This window comes from Ekhidna sp., from assembly GCF_965212185.1.
Lineage (GTDB): Bacteria > Bacteroidota > Bacteroidia > Cytophagales > Cyclobacteriaceae > Ekhidna.
Genome location: NZ_OZ243102.1, coordinates 1,492,137 through 1,518,694, shown reverse-complemented (window position 1 = coordinate 1,518,694; position 26,558 = coordinate 1,492,137). Strand labels below are relative to the sequence as shown.

Here is a 26,558-nt window from a genome sequence, read left to right as displayed (position 1 = left end):
TCCTTTGAATAGTACTATTTTATATTGGTATAGTTCTGCTTTGTAATTAAGCGGTAACTTTATCATGACTTGATGTACCTTTTGAAATTCAGGGGGTTTATCTACCTTGCTAAAGGGTTACATTATGCCTTAAAAGTGTATTTATGACCGTATCCATTTCAACTAATACCATGAATAGCCATCGGAATCCGATTTTAACATTCCTTTTACTTTTCACTTCTATCATTCTACATGCTCAAACTGAGGATTGTGGCAATGGAACAGACGATGATGGCGATGGCCTAATCGACTGTTATGACGGTGATTGTTCAACCAGTCCTGCATGTGACGACTTCTTTTTTGGAAATGAGGTAATCTGTGCTGATGAAATTGATGTTACAACTTTTGCAATTAGACAGCAGTGGACATCTGCTGATGAAACAGCAACCAGTCACGTTACTCCTGCTATTGGAGATTTAGATGGAAATGGAATACCAGAAGTAGTTACGGTCAATAATTATGGTGCACTTGATCTTTTCGTTTTGAATGGAGCAACAGGAGCTACTCTGGCCTCTGCCGATATTGGTTTTACTCCAGAAAACGCTCCAATTATTGCAGAGATTGATGGTGATGAAATTGGTGACATTATCGTTTCCCAAAACAAGGGTGACGATTTAGCCATGTATAATTTTGATCCTACCCTTGGAACGCTTACTAAGAAATGGGGAGCAAAGGCATCTGTCAATCAAACCATTGGTCTTCCAGGTGTAGCCGATTTTGATGAAGATGGTGACGTTGAAATCTATTACCGAAATGAAATAATGGATGCCGCAACCGGTAATGTAATTATTGCAGGTTCTGGTAATTGGGAACAAGACTTTCTCCACGGTACAATTGCGGTCGATATTTTTCCGGATAGTTTCTGCGGAGATTGTGCTGGTTTAGAATTGGTTTCCGGAAATGAGATTTACTCCATTAATGAGGCTACTGCAACAAGAACATTAATCGCAGATATGGATGATGACATCCATACCGATATTGATCCGAATTTAAATTACTACCCTAAATATTACCCGAGTTGGGATGATCAGTGGTCAACAGTCTCTGCTGCTGACTATAACCTTGACGGTAGCATAGATTTAATCCTTACAGGTGCGCTGGGAACAAATGCACAAAAATATAATGGAGAAACCACTATATTTTTCTGGGATCCGGTTAATGGAAATGTAATTACGTATCATGACCCTACAAATAACTTCGTTAGAGGTCCAGGTCGAGTAAACATTGGAGATGTTGACGGTGATGGTCAACTCAATGCCAACTTTGTAATGGACCAAAAACTCTACTCATTGGATGAGAACTTCAACATCCATTGGATACACCCAATTAAAGAAGGATCATCAGGATTTACAGGGTGTTCTCTTTTTGATTTTGATGGAGATGGTGCTGTAGAAGTTGTCTACAGAAGTGAGGAATCATTATTGATTGTTGACGGAGTAGGAAATGGAGACAACACAACCTCGGAGAGAAGAGAAATTGCCTGTGTTTCAAGAACTCAAGAAGAATATCCCGTCATAGCAGACGTTGATGGAGATGGTAGTAGTGAGATTTGCGTCTCTTGTTACTATAATAATTCCACACCATTTAGTCCATACAGTAACACTAGGTACTCGGCAATAAGAGTATATGAATCAGATGGTGAAGCATGGATGCCTGCCCGAGGTGTTTGGAATCAGCATGGTTATTATAATGTCAATATCAATGATGACCTTACTGTTCCAGCAGAAGTGCAAGATCACTCTGTAGTTTTCTCGTCAGGATTATGCGAATATGCTGATGGTTCCCCTGTTCCATTTCCAAGCAGACCTTTAAATACTTTTCTTAATCAAGCACCAATTCTAAACGAAGATGGCTGTGTAGAATTTGCATCTCCAGACATTGACTTTGTAGGAATTCTTTCAGCCACAGATGCTGCATGTCCCGATGCACTGATTACAGTTGAATTTGAAATTACAAACATTGGTGATGTCGATATTTCAGGTAATCTACCGGTATCCTATTATGCCAATGACCCAAGAACATCCGATGGAATATTATTAGATACTGAGGTTACCTTGTTAGTCGGATTTGACGTTGGTGAAACCTTAACAATAACCCAGACAATTAGTGGGGTTGGTGGTGATTTTGAATTATTTGTTGTTATTAATGATAATGGAGGTACACCACCATTGGCAGTTCCTTTACCTACAGCGACCATTCCAGAATGCGAGACAGGAAATAATATTCAAAGCACATTAGTAGGTTTTCAAACATTTGATCTTACGGTAGAAAAACTTAGTGATAACGAAAAATGCGATCCAAGTAAACCAGATAATGGAAGTGCTCGCGCATATTATTTTGGTCCTACTCCAGGTGGCAACCTGACATTCTGGACAGAAAACTTTGAAGATAGAGCTGGTGGTGATCAGTCTGATACCGATGAGACAGCATGGACTTCAGATGGAGGAACTCAGACACCAGATTTTTATGGTGTAACATCTTACAACGGATCTAATATGTTTAGTGCTACTAAAACGGGTACCAAGAATGATGTAGGTATTGTTACATGGACTTCACAAGACATTGATATATCAAATTATACTGATATCAATATCACTTTAGACATTTTTGAAAATGGTAATCAAGAAGGATCAGGTCAATGGAGAGATTTTGCAATTGCTTATTATGAATTACGAGATGAGTCGAACACAGTTACTGAATCAGGCGTACTTAATAACGGTTCGCAGTTCGACGATTTTACATATGAACAAGCATTTATTTCGAATCTGAATTCAGACGGGGTTGATTCGTTACTTATTTTAAGAGTTGAAATTCACAATACCAGCTCATCCGAATCTCACTACATCGACAATATTTCAGTAAATGGTACTGGACCGAATATTATTAAAGAATTTACAGAACCAGATGGGTTTGTTTTCAGATGGTACAATGACGATGATTATTCTTCCATCCTCTATGAAGGAAGTCAATACCCTCAGATGGCGACCGGAACTTATGATGTAGTTGGTTACTATGGTTTGACTGAATGTTATTCTGATACGGTCGAATTAACGATCGACTTGATAAGTTCACCACAATTCAATGTTCACATCTATGAAATCAGTCCATTGACAGATTGTAGTACACCAGATGGCTCATTAGGAGCGTTTGCATTTACTACTGAAAGTGGTGGTATTCCTCAGGATACCTTAACATCTGCAGATGGGTTTGCTCTTACCTGGTTTATCCAATCTGAAGGAGTTACACCAATTGGTACTGGTAATACCATTTCTAATTTGGATGCGATTGGGTACACAGTTGAAGTAATCGAAGATCAGTCAGGTTGTACCGTTTCTGAAAGTAGAACGGTTTCTACTACGGTCTCTAACCCACCTAACCCTAACGTCTCTATTACTAACATCACCACTTGCGGTGGCACGGGTGAATTATCAGCTGATGTAGGAGGTAACACCTCAGACTATACATTTGAATGGTATGATGGACCATCAATCAAACCATCGGTCGATTTCACTGGCGTAACCTACACTGTATCGGATCCTGGTGAATATACGGTACGAGCAATTCTAAATTCCTCAGGTTGTATTTCGGATCCTGTAACCTCTACTTTAACTGACAATTCGACTGCACCTAATCCAGCAACAACACTTGTGTCAAACAACACATCTTGTGAAGATGGTAATGGTGAGGTAAGAGCTGATGGAGATGGCGCTGGTACTACGTCCGGTTTTACATTCGAATGGTTTTTAGGAGCAAATACATTGCCTGCAAATGTCCTACCTGGAACAGCAGATGCAAATGCCTTCTTAGTTAATGGTAACGCGTTTGAATTAGGAGGTCTTTCTGAAGCTACCTATACAGTTAGAGTGACAGATGATGCAACATCATGTTTCGAAACCAGAACAATTGAAGTTAGTGATGTTCCATTCTCACCTTCCATCACGGTTGGGGATACAGCACTAACGCATATAAATAGTTGTGATTTAGCTGTTACTACTGGAGTCATTGATGCAAGTGGAACAATTACTGGGGGAAGATTTGAACTTTACTTTGGAACAACTGCATCTGGATCACCCGATCAAACAAACACCTCAGGAGTTTTTAACTCTTTGGATGATGGAGATTATGTAGTCAAAATATTTGATGATGCAACTGGATGTGGAGGGACAGAAATTCCAACAGAAATAATCAGAATACAAACACAGCCATCCATAGTAACAACAGTCACTGATGATGATAATTGTGATAGTAATACTGGAAGTGTAGCCGTCACTTCATCCATGCCTGGATCCGAACCAGCCTCATATACTTATGAAATATTTGACGGTCATTCATTCACTACCCAAATAGGTGCTGATGAAACAATCGCAGATGGTTCAGTGCCATTCTCATTCTCAAATCTGGCCCCTGGTGATTACCGAATTCGTGTGACTAACGATGATACACAATGTACAGATTTTAGTGATGTCGTAGTTGATGATGTAACAGTTACACCTACTTTTACCGCTTCTCAAACCATAAATGACAACACCTCATGTGGAGCTCCTAATGGATTCTTGTCTGTGAGTATTCAAGGTGATGTTGTTGGAAACTACAACTTCACATGGTATGATGGTAATGATTCTGGTGATCCAATTTTGGCTGGACCAAGTATTGGGACTAATTCAATCAGTAACTTAAGTGCTGGAGACTATACGGTAGTAGCAGAGCATGTAAGCACAGGTTGTGAGACCGTAGAGTTGACGCTAAACATTGCGGATGATTTGTACTCTCCAACGGTTGTAATAGTTGAAGTAGCACCACAAACTGATTGTATAAATGGAAATGGATCTTTAAGAGCTTACGTCGATGATCCTAGCCAACCATGTGTAGAATGTACGGAAAGCGATGGATTTACCTTCCAGTGGCTTGAGAAAAATAATGATCCTTTAGTAGAAAATACAGATCCTGGAAATGGATCTCTTCCAACCGGAGTATCCACGAGTACTGTTTCAGGACTTGTTAAAGACCAATATAAAGTTGAAGTAACTCATACAAGTACGAGTTGCTCAAGTGTTCAATCGTTTAACCTTACTGAAGATAAAGTGACACCAGTAGTCACCTTAAATAGTTCTTCGGACAATTCATTTTGCGATGATGCTTATGGCACATACACAGGAGCAATTTCAGTAAACGTCACAATGGATGGAGTACCCGTCAGTAATCCATCGGCGAACGGGTATACGTTTACTTGGTATGAAGGTCATGGTACAGGAGGTCAGAACATTACCACAAGTGGCGCCTCTAATGGTTCTACTCCAAGTGGAGAAGCTACAGAGTCAATCTCAGGATTAGTGGGTGATAAGTATACCTTGATTGTTACTTCTCCTAATAACTGTTCATCCAATCAGTTCAGATATGAAATAGACGATGTTGATGACCTTCCTATTATCTCAATAACAGCAACCGATAACACTACCTGTTGGGAAAATACGGATTCAACAAATCCAGAGTATAATCCAAATGGGACCCTTAGCGTATCTATTACAAGCACCACCCCTCCTTCCACCAGTGGCTATACCGTAGAACTATATCGAGGCATAGATGAAGTTAACCCTACATTTCTCGACAATACTGTGGTCATTACAGATGATGGTGCCGGTAATTATACTGGCGTAGTAGGCAATGATCTGGACAAAGATGATTATTACATTAGAGTTATCAATAACGAAACCGGTTGTGAAGATGGAGAAAAGCCTGCCGGACCAAATAAAGTAAATGATGATCCAACACTACCAACTACTGCATCAACTTCGATTGTTGATAATACCAGTTGTGATCCTGCAAATGGAAATGGGTCGATTAGTGTTACCATGAACGGTGGAAATGCTAAAAAACGATTTAACTGGTATACTGGCAATAATGACAATCCTGCAAATCTAATTTCTGGTGAAACTGCCTCAACAATCAATGGTGTATATACAGGAGATTTCACATATACTGTATATGACAGTTTAACCAACTGTACAAGTGATAAAGAAACTGTGATTGTAGGTGATGACCCAGCATCCATTGCGTCAAATGAAACAATTGACCACTTGACTGTTTGCGTTCCTAGCACCGTAGACCCTAATGGTCAAATAACTCTAACCCCATCAACATCAGCAGGTGGTGAGCCTGTAGGTGGATATGATATTCAATGGTATTTTGGTTCCGGCACATCCGATGTGCTTGATATGACAGACCTGGTAGATGGTGACGCATTATCTGGCGAATCCGGCACTGGAGTAACTTCATTGACAGTTCAAGGCCTTGAAGCTGGGACATACACCGTACAGATTACGAATACAGATACTCAGTGTGATCTAATTGAAGAGTTTACAATCAATGATAATTCCACCACTCCTACTTTCGCAGCTCCTGCTACGGATGTATTAGCGGTCGATATGACTGATTGCTCAGGTGGTGACAACTATCCTAATGGAGGTGTCACTGTGGACCTTTCTGCGATCACTGGTTCTGGTTCATACTCTGTCAACTACTACTATGGTAATTCAGTTCTTGTCGCTAACTTATTGGATGTTTCTGGAGCAACGGACATCTTCACTGAAAAAGGAACGGCTGGAACGGCTAACATCAACATCTCTGAAACTACCGATAATACCACTTCGGCTTCAATCACCGGACTTGATCCAGGCGATTATACCATCGAAGTAATCGACAGTGGTACCGGATGTACGACCGCTGAGGTGACCGTTACAGTAAACGCTGTGCCTGCAGTGATCTCTGTCAATGGAACCATCGATGCTCATCAAACTTCATGTGTGCCAAGTACTGTAGATCCTAACGGACAAATCACCGTCACTCCTACCACTGCTGGCGGTGAGCCAACAGGCGGTTACGACATTCAATGGTACTTCGGATCAGGAACCACAAACACCCTCGATGCTACGGACCTAACCGATGGTGATGCCCTCGCTGGTACTTCTGCAACAGGTGCTACTACTCTTACGCTACAAGGACTCGAAGCAGGTACTTACACCGTACAGATTACCAATGATGATACACAGTGCCCGATCACTGAAGAATTTACAATCAATGATAATTCCACCACTCCTACTTTCGCAGCTCCTGCTACGGATGTATTAGCGGTCGATATGACTGATTGCTCAGGTGGTGACAACTATCCTAATGGAGGTATAACGATAGATCTTTCTGCGATCACTGGTTCTGGCACATACTCTGTCAACTACTACTATGGTGGTGCGGCGCTACCTGCCAACCAACTGACTGTAGATGGAACTACAGACATCTTTACCGAAAAAGGTGCTGGTGGACCAGCCGTAATTAATATCCAGGAAACTACCAATAACACCACTTCTGCTTCCGTAACCGGACTCGATCCAGGCGATTATACCATCGAAGTAATCGACAGTGGTACCGGATGTGCGACTGCAGAAGTGACCGTGACTGTCAATGCAGTCCCTGCTGTCATCTCTGCCAATGGTACCATCGATTCACATCAAACGACTTGTGTGCCAAGTACTGTAGATCCTAACGGACAAATCACTGTCACTCCTACCACTGCTGGCGGTGAGCCAACAGGCGGTTACGACATTCAGTGGTACTTCGGATCAGGAACCACAAACACCCTCGATGCTACGGACCTAGCCGATGGTGATGCCCTCGCTGGTACTTCTGCAACAGGTGCTACTACTCTTACGCTACAAGGACTCGAAGCAGGTACTTACACCGTACAGATTACCAATGATGATACACAGTGCCCTATCACTGAAGAGTTTACAATCAATGACAACTCTACCACTCCTACTTTCGCAGCTCCTGCTACGGATGTATTAGCGGTCGATATGACTGATTGCTCAGGTGGTGACAACTATCCTAATGGAGGTGTCACTGTGGACCTTTCTGCGATCACTGGTTCTGGCACATACTCTGTCAACTACTACTATGGTGGTGCGGCGCTACCTGCCAACCAACTGACTGTAGATGGAACTACAGACATCTTTACCGAAAAAGGTGCTGGTGGACCAGCCATAATTAATATCCAGGAAACTACCAATAACACCACTTCTGCTTCCGTAACCGGACTCGATCCGGGCGATTATACCATCGAAGTAATCGACAGTGGTACCGGATGTGCGACTGCAGAAGTGACCGTGACTGTCAATGCAGTCCCTGCTGTCATCTCTGCCAATGGTACCATCGATTCACATCAAACGACTTGTGTGCCAAGTACTGTAGATCCTAACGGACAAATCACTGTCACTCCTACCACTGCTGGCGGTGAGCCAACAGGCGGTTACGACATTCAGTGGTACTTCGGATCAGGAACTACAAACACCCTCGATGCTACGGACCTAACCGATGGTGATGCCCTCGCTGGTACTTCTGCAACAGGTGCTACTACTCTTACGCTACAAGGACTCGAAGCAGGTACTTACACCGTACAGATTACCAATGATGATACACAGTGCCCGATCACTGAAGAATTTACAATCAATGACAACTCTACCACTCCTACTTTCGCAGCTCCTGCTACGGATGTATTAGCGGTCGATATGACTGATTGCTCAGGTGGTGACAACTATCCTAATGGAGGTGTCACTGTGGACCTTTCTGCGATCACTGGTTCTGGCACATACTCTGTCAACTACTACTATGGTGGTGCGGCGCTACCTGCCAACCAACTGACTGTAGATGGAACTACAGACATCTTTACCGAAAAAGGTGCTGGTGGACCAGCCGTAATTAATATCCAGGAAACTACCAATAACACCACTTCTGCTTCCGTAACCGGACTCGATCCGGGCGATTATACCATCGAAGTAATCGACAGTGGTACCGGATGTGCGACTGCAGAAGTGACCGTGACTGTCAATGCAGTCCCTGCTGTCATCTCTGCCAATGGTACCATCGATTCACATCAAACGACTTGTGTGCCAAGTACTGTAGATCCTAACGGACAAATCACTGTCACTCCTACCACTGCTGGCGGTGAGCCAACAGGCGGTTACGACATTCAATGGTACTTCGGATCAGGAACCACAAACACCCTCGATGCTACGGACCTAACCGATGGTGATGCCCTCGCTGGTACTTCTGCAACAGGTGCTACTACTCTTACGCTACAAGGACTCGAAGCAGGTACTTACACCGTACAGATTACCAATGATGATACACAGTGCCCGATCACTGAAGAATTTACAATCAATGACAACTCTACCACTCCTACTTTCGCAGCTCCTGCTACGGATGTATTAGCGGTCGATATGACTGATTGCTCAGGTGGTGACAACTATCCTAATGGAGGTGTCACTGTGGACCTTTCTGCGATCACTGGTTCTGGCACATACTCTGTCAACTACTACTATGGTGGTGCGGCGCTACCTGCCAACCAACTGACTGTAGATGGAACTACAGACATCTTTACCGAAAAAGGTGCTGGTGGACCAGCCGTAATTAATATCCAGGAAACTACCAATAACACCACTTCTGCTTCCGTAACCGGACTCGATCCGGGCGATTATACCATCGAAGTAATCGACAGTGGTACCGGATGTGCGACTGCAGAAGTGACCGTGACTGTCAATGCAGTCCCTGCTGTCATCTCTGCCAATGGTACCATCGATTCACATCAAACGACTTGTGTGCCAAGTACTGTAGATCCTAACGGACAAATCACTGTCACTCCTACCACTGCTGGCGGTGAGCCAACAGGCGGTTACGACATTCAGTGGTACTTCGGATCAGGAACTACAAACACCCTCGATGCTACGGACCTAACCGATGGTGATGCCCTCGCTGGTACTTCTGCAACAGGTGCTACTACTCTTACGCTTCAAGGACTCGAAGCAGGTACTTACACCGTACAGATTACCAATGATGATACACAGTGCCCGATCACTGAAGAATTTACAATCAATGACAACTCTACCACTCCTACTTTCGCAGCTCCTGCTACGGATGTATTAGCGGTCGATATGACTGATTGCTCAGGTGGTGACAACTATCCTAATGGAGGTGTCACTGTGGACCTTTCTGCAATCACAGGATCAGGAACATACTCTGTCAACTACTACTATGGTGGTGCGGCGCTACCTGCCAACCAACTGACTGTAGATGGAACTACAGACATCTTTACCGAAAAAGGTGCTGGTGGACCAGCCGTAATTAATATCCAGGAAACTACCAATAACACCACTTCTGCTTCCGTAACCGGACTCGATCCAGGCGATTATACCATCGAAGTAATCGACAGTGGTACCGGATGTGCGACTGCAGAAGTGACCGTGACTGTCAATGCAGTCCCTGCTGTCATCTCTGCCAATGGTACCATCGATTCACATCAAACGACTTGTGTGCCAAGTACTGTAGATCCTAACGGACAAATCACTGTCACTCCTACCACTGCTGGCGGTGAGCCAACAGGCGGTTACGACATTCAGTGGTACTTCGGATCAGGAACTACAAACACCCTCGATGCTACGGACCTAACCGATGGTGATGCCCTCGCTGGTACTTCTGCAACAGGTGCTACTACTCTTACGCTACAAGGACTCGAAGCAGGTACTTACACCGTACAGATTACCAATGATGATACACAGTGCCCTATCACTGAAGAGTTTACAATCAATGACAACTCTACCACTCCTACTTTCGCAGCTCCTGCTACGGATGTATTAGCGGTCGATATGACTGATTGCTCAGGTGGTGACAACTATCCTAATGGAGGTATAACGATAAATCTTTCTGCAATCACAGGATCAGGAACATACTCTGTCAACTACTACTATGGTGGTGCGGCGCTACCTGCCAACCAACTGACTGTAGATGGAACTACAGACATCTTTACCGAAAAAGGTGCTGGTGGACCAGCCATAATTAATATCCAGGAAACTACCAATAACACCACTTCTGCTTCCGTAACCGGACTCGATCCAGGCGATTATACCATCGAAGTAATCGACAGTGGTACCGGATGTGCGACCGCTGAGGTGACCGTGACTGTCAATGCAGTCCCTGCTGTCATCTCTGCCAATGGTACCATCGATTCACATCAAACGACTTGTGTGCCAAGTACTGTAGATCCTAACGGACAAATCACTGTCACTCCTACCACTGCTGGCGGTGAGCCAACAGGCGGTTACGACATTCAGTGGTACTTCGGATCAGGAACTACAAACACCCTCGATGCTACGGACCTAACCGATGGTGATGCCCTCGCTGGTACTTCTGCAACAGGTGCTACTACTCTTACGCTACAAGGACTCGAAGCAGGTACTTACACCGTACAGATTACCAATGATGATACACAGTGCCCTATCACTGAAGAGTTTACAATCAATGACAACTCTACCACTCCTACTTTCGCAGCTCCTGCTACGGATGTATTAGCGGTCGATATGACTGATTGCTCAGGTGGTGACAACTATCCTAATGGAGGTGTCACTGTGGACCTTTCTGCGATCACTGGTTCTGGCACATACTCTGTCAACTACTACTATGGTGGTGCGGCGCTACCTGCCAACCAACTGACTGTAGATGGAACTACAGACATCTTTACCGAAAAAGGTGCTGGTGGACCAGCAGTAATTAATATCCAGGAAACTACCAATAACACCACTTCTGCTTCCGTAACCGGACTCGATCCGGGCGATTATACCATCGAAGTAATCGACAGTGGTACCGGATGTGCGACTGCAGAAGTGACCGTGACTGTCAATGCAGTCCCTGCTGTCATCTCTGCCAATGGTACCATCGATTCACATCAAACGACTTGTGTGCCAAGTACTGTAGATCCTAACGGACAAATCACTGTCACTCCTACCACTGCTGGCGGTGAGCCAACAGGCGGTTACGACATTCAGTGGTACTTCGGATCAGGAACCACAAACACCCTCGATGCTACGGACCTAGCCGATGGTGATGCCCTCGCTGGTACTTCTGCAACAGGTGCTACTACTCTTACGCTACAAGGACTCGAAGCAGGTACTTACACCGTACAGATTACCAATGATGATACACAGTGCCCGATCACTGAAGAGTTTACAATCAATGACAACTCTACCACTCCTACTTTCGCAGCTCCTGCTACGGATGTATTAGCGGTCGATATGACTGATTGCTCAGGTGGTGACAACTATCCTAATGGAGGTGTCACTGTGGACCTTTCTGCGATCACTGGTTCTGGCACATACTCTGTCAACTACTACTATGGTGGTGCGGCGCTACCTGCCAACCAACTGACTGTAGATGGAACTACAGACATCTTTACCGAAAAAGGTGCTGGTGGACCAGCCATAATTAATATCCAGGAAACTACCAATAACACCACTTCTGCTTCCGTAACCGGACTCGATCCGGGCGATTATACCATCGAAGTAATCGACAGTGGTACCGGATGTGCGACTGCAGAAGTGACCGTGACTGTCAATGCAGTCCCTGCTGTCATCTCTGCCAATGGTACCATCGATTCACATCAAACGACTTGTGTGCCAAGTACTGTAGATCCTAACGGACAAATCACTGTCACTCCTACCACTGCTGGCGGTGAGCCAACAGGCGGTTACGACATTCAATGGTACTTCGGATCAGGAACCACAAACACCCTCGATGCTACGGACCTAACCGATGGTGATGCCCTCGCTGGTACTTCTGCAACAGGTGCTACTACTCTTACGCTACAAGGACTCGAAGCAGGTACTTACACCGTTCAGATTACCAATGATGATACACAGTGCCCGATCACTGAAGAATTTACAATCAATGACAACTCTACCACTCCTACTTTCAATGATCCGGCCGTTGATGTTGCTGCTGTTGATATGACAGATTGCGTTGGAGGAACAAACTATCCGAACGGTGGAGTGACTGTAGATCTTTCCATGATTACTGGTACCGGTAATTATACTGTAAACTACTATTACGGAAGTTCCGCAAATCCAGCAAATCTATTAGATGTTTCAGGAGCAACTGACATCTTCTCTGAAAAAGGAACGGCTGGTACCGCTAATCAATTATTAACGGAAACAACCGACAATACCAGCACTGCTTCTATTACCGGTGTGGATCCTGGTAATTATACCATAGAAGTAATTGATAATGGAACTGGATGTATTACTGCGGAAGTGACTGTTGCAGTGGTAGCGAATCCAACTGATTTCTCTGCGGATATTAATTCCAGTTTAACTAATGAACAATCATCATGTGATTCCGGAAATCCAATTGGACAAATTCAAACGGATGTACTTGGTGCGACAGCTGGATACACTTTCCAGTTATATCCGGGTCAACAAATTAGTTCTGGTGAGATCACAACAAATAAAACAACAACCGGCACTGAAGTGACATTTGATAATCTTGCCGCAGGTACTTATACCATAAAAGTCACAAATACTGCTTCCAATTGCTTCTATACTGAAGAATTGACAATTATTACCTCAACTACAAACCCTGCGATTGTTTCTGCTACAGAAACATCTTCTAATACGAGTTGTGATAATCCAACAGGCCAGTTAACAATAGTTGCAAATGACAATGGCAGTACTCAACCATTAGATGGTGCAAATGGATACACATTTGAATTATATCCTGGTACAACCATTGATGCGGGTGAAACTCCAACAACCATTAATGAAAATGATGCGGATGCCGTGTTTAATAATCTTTCTGATGGAAATTATGTAGTAAGAGTAATTGACAATAATACAAGTTGTTTCGTTGAAACTGGAGCATTAGTAGTTACATATACTGGTCCAACAGCCACGTTTGATCAATCATTGTTTACCAAAGTCAATATTTCCAATTGCTTCACTGAAGATGGTGAAATAAATGTAAATACTGGAACCACTCTTGGCGGGGTTCACCCAGGAGATATTGTGATTACCTGGTATGCAGGAACAGATACAACAGCGGCCAGTGGACAATTAGTTGAAGACTTATTTGATGATGGGTTTACTTCTGCTGAGGTCCAGTTTTTTGATGAGACTGTGAGTGGTACAATAATTAGAAACGCACGTATGACTGGGCTTCCGGCTATCAGTTATACTGGAGTAGCTGAACTTGCAAACGGATGTATTGAATTGATTACAACCAGTTTAACGTTTGGTACTGCACCTGATATCTCATTAGCAATTGATTCTCAACCTACAAGATGTGCCGCAACATATGATGGTGAAATCTCAATTACTCTAGATGCGGATGCAGGAAATAATCCAGCTCAATATCGTTATTTCGTATTTGAAGGAAATAGAACAATTACACCAGATTCAGACGGTGTAACTCCGTTTGATCCGAACCTATCGGATGCTTCTTATGCTCCTGTTCTGACTTCTGGAAGCTTTACAGATGCAACTGCAGGAGCTGTTGAAACAATCGATATGACTGATAATGCAGCTCTTGGCCAGCTTGACGCAGGGTTATACACAGTTGGTGTTGAATTTTTCAACTCTGGAGCAGGTGACAGATGTATTGTTTTTGTTGGTACCGTAACATTAGACGATCCACCAGTTTCTACGATTACATTAGATGTTGCTAATACCACTAACAACACCATTTGTGATGTTTCTGGTGCCCTCGATTATAATGGCGTAATTGAAGTTGATGCCAGCAACCCTGCTGGTGGAACTTTCGATTTTACTTGGTACTATGACTCTGATGGAGATGGGGATTTCTCAGTTGGCCAAACATTGATAGATGCAGATGGTGCTGATGAAGCAGGTGTAGGATCTAATGTTGCTGGTTTTGAAACATTAGATGCAAATACTGCAATTATTTCTGGAGTTGGTGCAGGCTGGTATCGAGTGATTGCTATCAACGACAATTCAGGTGCAGGTACAGACTGTCCTGATACTCTTGATATTCAGATATTCGATGAGCTTACGACATATTCTGTAGGCAATAGCTCGGGTACGGATTGGAATAAGACTGAACAAGTAGATTGCAATGGCGCTGGATCATTTAGTCTGGAGCGTATTTTGCAAAATGGAGCTGTTGATGCAGCCTCCGATACACAGGCGGAAATAATAGCAGACTTTACCTTAAGTTGGACAAATGTGACAACCTCAAGTGTCTACAATCCAAATTTAAATGAAGCGTCTGGTAATGATCTGACTGCTGGTGATTATGAAATTGAAATAGTTCATGATGCAACTGGTTGTTCAACCACATACAATTTCACTATTCAGGATAATACGGTTGATCCAATAGTTAGCCTTTCCACGAAAGCTGCAGATACCTATTGTGACGGTACTAACAATACCGGTGACGGATCAATCACCATTGAAATTGATGATGAAGGAGTTACAACGAACCTTGCGGATTTCTCTGTCGAATGGTACAGAGGTACATATACCACTGCTCCTGGGACTGCTGATAACGACTTCATCGCTGATGATGCTGATGCAGACAATACCAACTCAGGTAATGCCAATGCAGGGTCTGCACTTGTGAACGGTGACATCCTTTCACTTGATGGATTGGAGAATGGTACATACTCCGTATTCATTACTAAGGACAATGGCAATACAAGTGCAACCGATAACCAAGGATGTACAACATTCGCTACTTTCACCATCAACAGTGATCAGCCTACACTTACAGTAAGCCCTACTACGGGTATCACCGTAGTAGATAACGATAACTGTACGCCGGAAAATGGTTCGATTACCATTGATGAAATTATCATAGATGGTGTCGCTACTCCGCTAAACAATGCAAGCCCATACACCATTAACTGGACCGCTACAGGTACAGGCAGTGTGGTCACTTCTGGTGCTGGGGCAATCGCGAACGACAGACTCGAAGATGTGGGTGCTGGAACCTACTCATTCAATATCTCTCATAACACTACGGGTTGTGCTACTGGCACCATCGATGTGATCGTTGAGGATATACAGGTAGATCCGGTTATCAGCTTAAATACCAAAGCAGCAGATGCATTCTGTGACGGTACAAACAACACCGGTGATGGTTCAATAACCATCAACCTTACCGAAGATGGTGGTGCAGCGATTACACTCGCTGACTACTCCATCGAATGGTACAGAGGTACACTTACTGTAGCTCCGGGTACCGGTGATGCAAACTTCATCGCGGATGATAGCGATGCGGATGATACCAACTCAGGTAATGCCAATGCAGGGTCTGCACTAGTCAACGGCAACATCCTCTCACTTGATGGATTGGAGAATGGTACCTACACCGTGTTTGCTACTAAAGACAATGGAAACGCTTCCGGTAATGGAAATGAAGGTTGTGATGCGTTCGCTACTTTCACCATCGATAGTGATCAACCTACACTTACAGTAAGCCCTACTACTGGTATCTCCGTAGTAGATAACGATAACTGTACGCCGGAAAATGGTTCGATTACCATTGATGAAATTATCATAGATGGTGTCGCTACTCCGCTAAACAATGCAAGCCCATACACCATTAACTGGACCGCTACAGGTACAGGCAGTGTGGTCACTTCTGGTGCTGGGGCAATCGCGAACGACAGACTCGAAGATGTGGGTGCTGGAACCTACTCATTCAATATCTCTCATAACACTACGGGTTGTGCTACTGGCACCATCGATGTGATCGTTGAGGATATACAGGTAGATCCGGTTATCAGCTTGAATACAAAAGCTGCCGATACCTACTGTGACGGCACAAACAACACCGGTGATGGTTCAATAACCATCAACCTTACCGAAGATGGTGGTGCAGCGATTACACTCGCTGACTACTCCATCGAATGGTACAGAGGTACACTTACTGTAGCTCCGGGTACCGGTGATGCAAACTTCATCGCGGATGATAGCGATGCGGATGATACCAACTCAGGTAATGCCAATGCAGGGTCTGCACTAGTCAATGGCAACATCCTCTCACTTGATGGATTGGAGAATGGTACCTACACCGTGTTTGCTACTAAAGACAATGGAAACGCTTCCGGTAATGGAAATGAAGGTTGTGATGCGTTCGCTACTTTCACCATCGATAGTGATCAACCTACACTTACAGTAAGCCCTACTACTGGTATCTCCGTAGTAGATAACGATAACTGTACGCCGGAAAATGGTTCGATTACCATTGATGAAATTATCATAGATGGTGTCGCTACTCCGCTAAACAATGCAAGCCCATACACCATTAACTGGACCGCTACAGGTACAGGCAGTGTGGTCACTTCTGGTGCTGGGGCAATCGCGAACGACAGACTCGAAGATGTGGGTGCTGGAACCTACTCATTCAATATCTCTCATAACACTACGGGTTGTGCTACTGGCACCATCGATGTGATCGTTGAGGATATACAGGTAGATCCGGTTATCAGCTTAAATACCAAAACAGCAGATGCATTCTGTGACGGCACAAACAACACCGGTGATGGTTCAATAACCATCAACCTTACCGAAGATGGTGGTGCAGCGATTACACTCGCTGACTACTCCATCGAATGGTACAGAGGTACACTTACTGTAGCTCCGGGTACCGGTGATGCAAACTTCATCGCGGATGATAGCGATGCGGATGATACCAACTCAGGTAATGCCAATGCAGGGTCTGCACTAGTCAACGGCAACATCCTTTCCCTTGATGGATTGGAGAATGGTACCTACACCGTGTTTGCTACTAAAGACAATGGAAACGCTTCCGGTAATGGAAATGAAGGTTGTGATGCGTTCGCTACTTTCACCATCGATAGTGATCAACCTACACTTACAGTAAGCCCTACTACTGGTATCTCCGTAGTAGATAACGATAACTGTACGCCGGAAAATGGTTCGATTACCATTGATGAAATTATCATAGATGGTGTCGCTACTCCGCTAAACAATGCAAGCCCATACACCATTAACTGGACCGCTACAGGTACAGGCAGTGTGGTCACTTCTGGTGCTGGGGCAATCGCGAACGACAGACTCGAAGATGTGGGTGCTGGAACCTACTCATTCAATATCTCTCATAACACTACGGGTTGTGCTACTGGCACCATCGATGTGATCGTTGAGGATATACAGGTAGATCCGGTTATCAGCTTAAATACCAAAGCTGCCGATACCTACTGTGACGGCACAAACAACACCGGTGATGGTTCAATAACCATCAACCTTACCGAAGATGGTGGTGCAGCGATTACACTCGCTGACTACTCCATCGAATGGTACAGAGGTACACTTACTGTAGCTCCGGGTACCGGTGATGCAAACTTCATCGCGGATGATAGCGATGCGGATGATACCAACTCAGGTAATGCCAATGCAGGGTCTGCACTAGTCAACGGCAACATCCTTTCCCTTGATGGATTGGAGAATGGTACCTACACCGTGTTTGCTACTAAAGACAATGGAAACGCTTCCGGTAATGGAAATGAAGGTTGTGATGCGTTCGCTACTTTCACCATCGATAGTGATCAACCTACACTTACAGTAAGCCCTACTACTGGTATCACCGTAGTAGATAACGATAACTGTACGCCGGAAAATGGTTCGATTACCATTGATGAAATTATCATAGATGGTGTCGCTACTCCGCTAAACAATGCAAGCCCATACACCATTAACTGGACCGCTACAGGTACAGGCAGTGTGGTCACTTCTGGTGCTGGGGCAATCGCGAACGACAGACTCGAAGATGTGGGTGCTGGAACCTACTCATTCAATATCTCTCATAACACTACGGGTTGTGCTACTGGCACCATCGATGTGATCGTTGAGGATATACAGGTAGATCCGGTTATCAGCTTAAATACCAAAACAGCAGATGCATTCTGTGACGGCACAAACAACACCGGTGATGGTTCAATAACCATCAACCTTACCGAAGATGGTGGTGCAGCGATTACACTCGCTGACTACTCCATCGAATGGTACAGAGGTACACTTACTGTAGCTCCGGGTACCGGTGATGCAAACTTCATCGCGGATGATAGCGATGCGGATGATACCAACTCAGGTAATGCCAATGCAGGGTCTGCACTAGTCAACGGCAACATCCTTTCCCTTGATGGATTGGAGAATGGTACCTACACCGTGTTTGCTACTAAAGACAATGGAAACGCTTCCGGTAATGGAAATGAAGGTTGTGATGCGTTCGCTACTTTCACCATCGATAGTGATCAACCTACACTTACAGTAAGCCCTACTACGGGTATCACCGTAGTAGATAACGATAACTGTACGCCGGAAAATGGTTCGATTACCATTGATGAAATTATCATAGATGGTGTCGCTACTCCGCTAAACAATGCAAGCCCATACACCATTAACTGGACCGCTACAGGTACAGGCAGTGTGGTCACTTCTGGTGCTGGGGCAATCGCGAACGACAGACTCGAAGATGTGGGTGCTGGAACCTACTCATTCAATATCTCTCATAACACTACGGGTTGTGCTACTGGCACCATCGATGTGATCGTTGAGGATATACAGGTAGATCCGGTTATCAGCTTAAATACCAAAGCAGCAGATGCATTCTGTGACGGTACAAACAACACCGGTGATGGTTCAATAACCATCAACCTTACCGAAGATGGTGGTGCAGCGATTACACTCGCTGACTACTCCATCGAATGGTACAGAGGTACACTTACTGTAGCTCCGGGTACCGGTGATGCAAACTTCATCGCGGATGATAGCGATGCGGATGATACCAACTCAGGTAATGCCAATGCAGGGTCTGCACTAGTCAACGGCAACATCCTTTCCCTTGATGGATTGGAGAATGGTACCTACACCGTGTTTGCTACTAAAGACAATGGAAACGCTTCCGGTAATGGAAATGAAGGTTGTGATGCGTTCGCTACTTTCACCATCGATAGTGATCAACCTACACTTACAGTAAGCCCTACTACGGGTATCACCGTAGTAGATAACGATAACTGTACGCCGGAAAATGGTTCGATTACCATTGATGAAATTATCATAGATGGTGTCGCTACTCCGCTAAACAATGCAAGCCCATACACCATTAACTGGACCGCTACAGGTACAGGCAGTGTGGTCACTTCTGGTGCTGGGGCAATCGCGAACGACAGACTCGAAGATGTGGGTGCTGGAACCTACTCATTCAATATCTCTCATAACACTACGGGTTGTGCTACTGGCACCATCGATGTGATCGTTGAGGATATACAGGTAGATCCGGTTATCAGCTTAAATACCAAAACAGCAGATGCATTCTGTGACGGCACAAACAACACCGGTGATGGTTCAATAACCATCAACCTTACCGAAGATGGTGGTGCAGCGATTACACTCGCTGACTACTCCATCGAATGGTACAGAGGTACACTTACTGTAGCTCCGGGTACCGGTGATGCAAACTTCATCGCGGATGATAGCGATGCGGATGATACCAACTCAGGTAATGCCAATGCAGGGTCTGCACTAGTCAACGGCAACATCCTTTCCCTTGATGGATTGGAGAATGGTACCTACACCGTGTTTGCTACTAAAGACAATGGAAACGCTTCCGGTAATGGAAATGAAGGTTGTGATGCGTTCGCTACTTTCACCATCGATAGTGATCAACCTACACTTACAGTAAGCCCTACTACTGGTATCACCGTAGTAGATAACGATAACTGTACGCCGGAAAATGGTTCGATTACCATTGATGAAATTATCATAGATGGTGTCGCTACTCCGCTAAACAATGCAAGCCCATACACCATTAACTGGACCGCTACAGGTACAGGCAGTGTGGTCACTTCTGGTGCTGGGGCAATCGCGAACGACAGACTCGAAGATGTGGGTGCTGGAACCTACTCATTCAATATCTCTCATAACACTACGGGTTGTGCTACTGGCACCATCGATGTGATCGTTGAGGATATACAGGTAGATCCGGTTATCAGCTTAAATACCAAAACAGCAGATGCATTCTGTGACGGCACAAACAACACCGGTGATGGTTCAATAACCATCAACCTTACCGAAGATGGTGGTGCAGCGATTACACTCGCTGACTACTCCATCGAATGGTACAGAGGTACACTTACTGTAGCTCCGGGTACCGGTGATGCAAACTTCATCGCGGATGATAGCGATGCGGATGATACCAACTCAGGTAATGCCAATGCAGGGTCTGCACTAGTCAACGGCAACATCCTTTCCCTTGATGGATTGGAGAATGGTACCTACACCGTGTTTGCTACTAAAGACAATGGAAACGCTTCCGGTAATGGAAATGAAGGTTGTGATGCGTTCGCTACTTTCACCATCGATAGTGATCAACCTACACTTACAGTAAGCCCTACTACGGGTATCACCGTAGTAGATAACGATAACTGTACGCCGGAAAATGGTTCGATTACCATTGATGAAATTATCATAGATGGTGTCGCTACTCCGCTAAACAATGCAAGCCCATACACCATTAACTGGACCGCTACAGGTACAGGCAGTGTGGTCACTTCTGGTGCTGGGGCAATCGCGAACGACAGACTCGAAGATGTGGGTGCTGGAACCTACTCATTCAATATCTCTCATAACACTACGGGTTGTGCTACTGGCACCATCGATGTGATCGTTGAGGATATACAGGTAGATCCGGTTATCAGCTTAAATACCAAAGCAGCAGATGCATTCTGTGACGGTACAAACAACACCGGTGATGGTTCAATAACCATCAACCTTACCGAAGATGGTGGTGCAGCGATTACACTCGCTGACTACTCCATCGAATGGTACAGAGGTACACTTACTGTAGCTCCGGGTACCGGTGATGCAAACTTCATCGCGGATGATAGCGATGCGGATGATACCAACTCAGGTAATGCCAATGCAGGGTCTGCACTAGTCAACGGCAACATCCTTTCCCTTGATGGATTGGAGAATGGTACCTACACCGTGTTTGCTACTAAAGACAATGGAAACGCTTCCGGTAATGGAAATGAAGGTTGTGATGCGTTCGCTACTTTCACCATCGATAGTGATCAACCTACACTTACAGTAAGCCCTACTACGGGTATCTCCGTAGTAGATAACGATAACTGTACGCCGGAAAATGGTTCGATTACCATTGATGAAATTATCATAGATGGTGTCGCTACTCCGCTAAACAATGCAAGCCCATACACCATTAACTGGACCGCTACAGGTACAGGCAGTGTGGTCACTTCTGGTGCTGGGGCAATCGCGAACGACAGACTCGAAGATGTGGGTGCTGGAACCTACTCATTCAATATCTCTCATAACACTACGGGTTGTGCTACTGGCACCATCGATGTGGTCGTTGAGGATATACAGGTAGATCCGGTTATCAGCTTGAATACAAAAGCTGCCGATACCTACTGTGACGGCACAAACAATACCGGTGACGGATCCATTACTATCAACATCACCGAAGATGGTGGTGCAGCGATTACGCTCGCTGACTACTCCATCGAATGGTACAGAGGTACGTATACCACTGCGCCTGGGACTGCTGATAATGACTTCATCGCTGATGATGCTGATGCAGACAATACCAACTCTGGTAATGCCAATGCAGGGTCTGCACTAGTCAACGGCAACATCCTCTCACTTGATGGATTGGAGAATGGTACCTACACCGTGTTTGCTACTAAAGACAATGGAAACGCTTCCGGTAATGGAAATGAAGGTTGTGATGCGTTCGCTACCTTCACCATTAATTCGTTTCCGGTTGATGTATCCGTAGGAATCACAAGCTCAGATATTTCAATTCAGCATAATGAAAATTGTTCACCTTCAAACGGGGCATTTGAAATACTGCGAGTTACTGAAACGAGACCGACGGGAACAATTACGAACACAACCATGTCTGATTATCAATTTGACTGGTTTGAAAGTGATGAAACTACTCCTATTGCCGTAGCAAGTTTCCCAGATGTAACATTCCCGAATGGTGTCAACGGAACGAATGGAGCAAGTGAAATCAATGGTCTTCCAGCAGGAACATATTACGTTCAGGTAACAAATACAGCAACGAACGGATGTACACAGAGTACTGGAGATTTTGTAGAATTCATAATTGAAGAAAACGCTGGAGCAATTGCATTGAGTACGTCAACTACTGATGATACCTACTGTGGACCAAATAATTCTGGTGACGGAACGTTGACATTGACTGTCGATGATGGAAGCTCTTCTCCTGTTACAGACTTTACTATAGTATGGTATAGAGGAGCATCTGTTTTGGCAGCAAATGAAATATTCCCTAATGATCCTTCCGGAATAAGAGGAACTGCTAGTGCTAATGCGACAAATACATCCCTCACAGACCTTTCAAATGGAGATTATACGGTGAGCGTTACAAAAAATGGCACAACACCAAATGCAGGATGTACTGAGACTGCAACATACTCTGTAGGAAGTGATGAAAATATTCCTACATTAGACCAGGTAACAATTCAATCCAGAACCCTTCCTGACACACTTTGTACTGGAAATAGCGGAACTCTGACTATCAATGATGCAGACATCTCAACAGGAGATTTGACTGATTTTGAGATTGAGATACGTCAGGGATCTGAAACAGGGGCTCATTTAACTGGTTCACCTTTTATTAATACTGCTTCAACATCTATATCGTTTACCAATCTAGCTGCTGATGATTATTTCATTCTTGCTCAGAATAGTACGACTGGATGTTCAATTGCAACAGCTCAAGTCATTATATCGGATTCGGTTAGAAACCCACAAGTTGCACTTGTGAGCATGACGCCTGATCAGGATTGTGGAACCAGCGCGTCTGTAGGAGGATTGGAAGTATTGATTGATGAGAAGTACAATGATGCGAATCCAGGCCCAATAACTTTCCTATGGGAAGTTGCTGGCGGTGGAGCTATCGGTGGTGGAGTCACAACGAATCAGGCATCATTGACTGGAGTTACTGCAGGAAGTTACCAAGTTACTGTTACTAACACGAATACAGATTGCTCACGAATAAGGACGTTTACTATAACTTCTGAGCAGATATTACCAAGTATTTCGCAAATCAATGTAGTAGACAATACTATTTGTGACGATGATAACGATGGCAATCCTATAGATGCAGGATCATTCGTCGTTACCGAAGTGACGTTTGATGGAAATACGTTCGATACTGTAGCGATGGGAAGTGATTATCAATTAGAACTATTCGCGCTTCCAGGTTCAACACCTGTGGCTGATAATGATGCATCCACCCCTTATTTGTTTGAAGAACTAGCTAGTGGTGATTACCGCGCGGTGGTTACACGACTAAACTCTGACTGTGATTCAGAGGGGCTTGAATTTACAATAGATGATGTTGTATTACGACCAATAGTAAGAATTGAACTTCAAGTGGCAGATTCCACGTGCAGTAACGGGGCTTCTCCTAATGGTACATTAAGGGCAACTGCCACTGTAGGATCAACAAGCGGTATAGATGATTCGAATGCAGATTATACCTTCCAGTGGTACATAGGTTCAGGTACTGGCTCTCCACTAGTAAATGGCGTTGATCCAGGTAATGGATCTACTCCTAGTGGTGTAACAACTTCTGATTTGTCAGGAATGGCTGCAGACACCTACACTGTGGAAGTCACAAGACTATCAACTGGTTGTGTGACAACAGAAGAATTCGAGTTACCTAATGTTCCAACAAACGTTGAAATATTAATAGCTACAGCTTCTGATGCTACCACATGTACCCCAGGAGATGGTGTGATAACGGTCACTTCAGTGAGTAGAGATAATGTGTCGGATTATACATTCAACTATTACAATGTAGATCCAACAATCGGAACCCCAACAGCAATTTTTACAGGAACAGCTGGTGCACCATTTACAACAGCAACTGTAGGAACGTATTGGATCATCGGTACAAACACTTTGACCAATTGTTCAACTTCTGCGTTCGAAATTGAGGTTGGTGATGCGATAATATTACCAACACTTACACTTGATGAATTTGATTTCCAATCAAATTGTACACTTGACAATCCTAATGGACGTCTGCTTGTATTAGCCGATGGACAACCAGAAAACGCCACCTACGACTTTGAGTGGTACTATGGAACAGGAACTACGAATCCACTTACATCGGATGATTATACAGGTGGTGCAAACTTGACCGGTGCTAATACAAATGAAGTTTCTGGATTAGCAGCAGGATTCTACACGGTAGAAGTTACAAACAGCACAACGGGTTGTAGCATTACTGAGACGTATGAAATGACGGATAATATTCCTAATCCTGTGGCAATTTCAACTACATCCTCAGCTAATACCAATTGTGTGAATCCAAATGGTAAGGTTGCAGCTTCTGTGATCACTCCATCTCCGGGGCGATCGGTGACTGATTATCAATTCTACTGGTTTACAGGTAGCTTGGCGGCTGTTGGATCAAATCCGCTTCCTTCCAATGCAGATTATAATGGATCGTTGATAGAAGATCTCCCTGATGGTGATTATGTGGTGCTTGTAATAGATCAAGTTGATACACAATGTCAATCATTAGCTACCCAGGTAACTATTGAAGATGGAACAGAAAGTCCAGAATTTACACTCACAACAACTAATGTAACTATCTGTTTTGAAGATAAAAATGGATTCGCAAGTGTAAGTGTTCCTTCATTATCATCTGTAGATATCGCTTGGTTCGATGATTCAAATATTGAAATAGGAAATAGATTCTTTATTGATTCGCTTGACGCAGGTACTTACTCAGTTCAATTGACAGATGTAATTACCGGATGTGTGGCAATGGAAAATTTCGATATCCTTAATGAGGCTATTACACCAAATGCCCCTACTGTGATATTGAACAATGGTAGAAATAACTGTTCGTTTGCGAATGGTAGCGCCATCGCCAATGTAGACGGTATTACCAATAACTATCTGTTCGAGTGGTTTGATCCAAATGATATGATCACTCCTTATGCTACGGGCTCAGAGGTGTTTAATCTGGATACCACTACCTATCTCGTAAGAGCAACGAATATTTCAACAGGTTGTGAATCTCCATTCACCTCAATAGAAGTAGGTTATGAAGTAGTAGACCCAACATTTGAGATTTCTGCTAAGAGCTCCATATGTTTACGAACTGAGGATGGATCCACAAATCAGTTTACAGGAACTGCGATCGTAAGATTTGATGAATTCCAGCTTCCGTCTAATTATGAATGGAGAGATGCAAATGGAAACATCGTTGGAACAGATTCGAGATTGATAGATGCATATCCAGGAGATTACACAGTGACATTTACTGCAGAAAACGGCTGTACGTATGATGCAGCGTTTACAATTGAAACATCGCTGACCATTTACAATGGTATCTCGGCTAATGCGGATGGTAAGAATGATTTCTTCCTAATTGATTGTATAGATTATTTCCCTGCAAACAATGTGAAAATCTTTAACCGCGCAGGACAAAGAGTTTGGGAGGTTGATGGATATAACAATACTTCTACCAGATTTGAAGGACTCAGTAATGTTGGAGGCGGAGGTCTCAAATTACCAGCTGGAACATATTACTACCTGGTTGATTTAGGTACTGGAGAGGATCCTATTCAAGGATTTATTGAATTAGTTCGGTAATTT

1 protein-coding gene is annotated in these 26,558 nt (G+C 44.1%); it reads left to right on the top strand.

The features are described from left to right. Positions 1-143: 143 nt before the first annotated feature. Complete coding sequence (locus tag ACOMC3_RS06765; RefSeq protein ID WP_420318776.1) at positions 144-26,555, top strand: gliding motility-associated C-terminal domain-containing protein; 26,412 nt, start codon at positions 144-146, stop codon at positions 26,553-26,555. Positions 26,556-26,558: the final 3 nt, after the last annotated feature.

What these genes read in the sequence shown, in the direction of transcription:
- ACOMC3_RS06765 (WP_420318776.1), top strand. Translation starts at nt 144, where the DNA reads ATGACCGTATCCATTTCAACTAATACCATGAATAGCCATCGGAATCCG.